Origin of the sequence: Caviibacter abscessus (assembly GCF_001517835.1) — a bacterium.
Lineage (GTDB): Bacteria > Fusobacteriota > Fusobacteriia > Fusobacteriales > Leptotrichiaceae > Caviibacter > Caviibacter abscessus.
This window is the reverse complement of the sequence record NZ_LOQG01000014.1, coordinates 1-1,801: the sequence shown is the minus strand read 5'-3', so window position 1 is coordinate 1,801 and position 1,801 is coordinate 1. Positions and strand designations below refer to the sequence as shown.

The 1,801-nt window shown below is 45.6% G+C and carries 1 rRNA gene; it reads right to left on the bottom strand.

Features of this window, described 5'->3' with window-relative positions:
* Positions 1 to 98: 98 nt before the first annotated feature.
* Positions 99 to 1,617, bottom strand: a 16S ribosomal RNA gene (locus tag AWT63_RS03125).
* Positions 1,618 to 1,801: the final 184 nt, after the last annotated feature.

Below are 1,801 nucleotides of genomic sequence, written 5' to 3'. Positions count from 1 at the left end.
CTGCGTTATCAGCACAGTGCTCTAACCACCTGAGCTACACGCCCATAACTTTTTTTAAAGAATAAAAGCAAACAATTGTTAATCTTCTTTCTCCTTAGAAAGGAGGTGATCCATCCGCACCTTCCGGTACGGATACCTTGTTACGACTTCACCCCAATCACTATTCACACCTTCATTATCTTCCCCCTCTCGGTTAGACCAATAATTTCAGGTGCAAACAACTCTCGTGGTGTGACGGGCGGTGTGTACAAGGCCCGAGAACGTATTCACCGCAACATTGCTGATTTGCGATTACTAGTGATTCCAACTTCATGAAGTCGAGTTGCAGACTTCAATCCGAACTTAGAGTAGCTTTCTAGTTTTGCTCCATGTCGCCATTTCGCTTCTCTTTGTACTACCCATTGTAGCACGTGTGTAGCCCAGATCATAAGGGGCATGATGACTTGACGTCATCCCCACCTTCCTCCTGCTCTTCGCAGGCAGTTTCATTAGAGTCCCCAACTTAATGATGGCAACTAATGATAGGGGTTTCGCTCGTTGCGGGACTTAACCCAACATCTCACAACACGAGCTGTCGACAGCCATGCACCACCTGTCTCTCGGTTCCCGAAGGCACAGTCGTACTTCTACAACCTCCCGAGGATGTCAAGATCTGGTAAGGTTCCTCGCGTTGCGTCGAATTAAACCACATGCTCCACCACTTGTGCGGGCCCCCGTCAATTCCTTTGAGTTTCATTCTTGCGAACGTACTCCCCAGGCGGATTACTTATCGCTTTTGCTTCGGCACAGAGACTTCTCATCCCCACACCCAGTAATCATCGTTTACAGCTAGGACTACCAGGGTATCTAATCCTGTTTGCTCCCCTAGCTTTCGCACTTCAGCGTCAGTAGCTGTCCAGTGAGTTATCTTCATCATCGGCATTCCTACACATATCTACGAATTTCACCTCTACTCGTGTAGTTCCACCCACCTTTCCAGTACTCTAGCATTACAGTTTTGTAGGCAAGACTTTGGTTGAGCCTAAGTTTTTCACCTTCAACTTGTTATGCCGCCTAGATGCCCTTTAAGCCCAATAATTCCGGATAACGCTCGCGACATACGTATTACCGCGGCTGCTGGCACGTATTTAGCCGTCGCTTCTTCTGTTGGTACCGTCATCTTCTTCTTCCCAACTAAAAGTGTTTTACAATCCGAAGACCTTCTTCACACACACAGAATTGCTGGATCAGAGTTCCCTCCATTGTCCAATATTCCCCACTGCTGCCTCCCGTAGGAGTAAGGGCCGTATCTCAGTCCCCTTGTGGCCGTCCACCCTCTCAGGCCGGCTACCTATCATCGCCTTGGTAAGCCGCTACCTTACCAACTAGCTAATAGGATGCAAAGCTCTCCTCTAGCATGTCTCCACCTTTCATTTCTTACTGATGCCAGTAAGTAATAATATCCAGTATTATCAGACATTTCTATCTGTTATCCCAGTCTAGAGGGCAAGTTCTTTACACGTTACTCACCCGTCCGCCATGACTTCTTTATAGCTAGGCTATACTCCCATCATCGACTTGCATGTGTTAAGCATTCTGTCAGCGTTTATCCTGAGCCAGGATCAAACTCTTCATTCTTTATTTCTTTTCAAGTTTTTTATTCCCTTGTTTCTTTTCACAACACCTTTTGTGTCTCTTCTTTTTTATTTCTTAACATCTTGTTTGCTTTTCTTTATTCTTTCATTGTCCTTCGTCCCCTGTTTTCCAGTTGACAAATCTTATATTACCAAACTCATTTCCTTTTGTCAAGGACTTTTTTTAT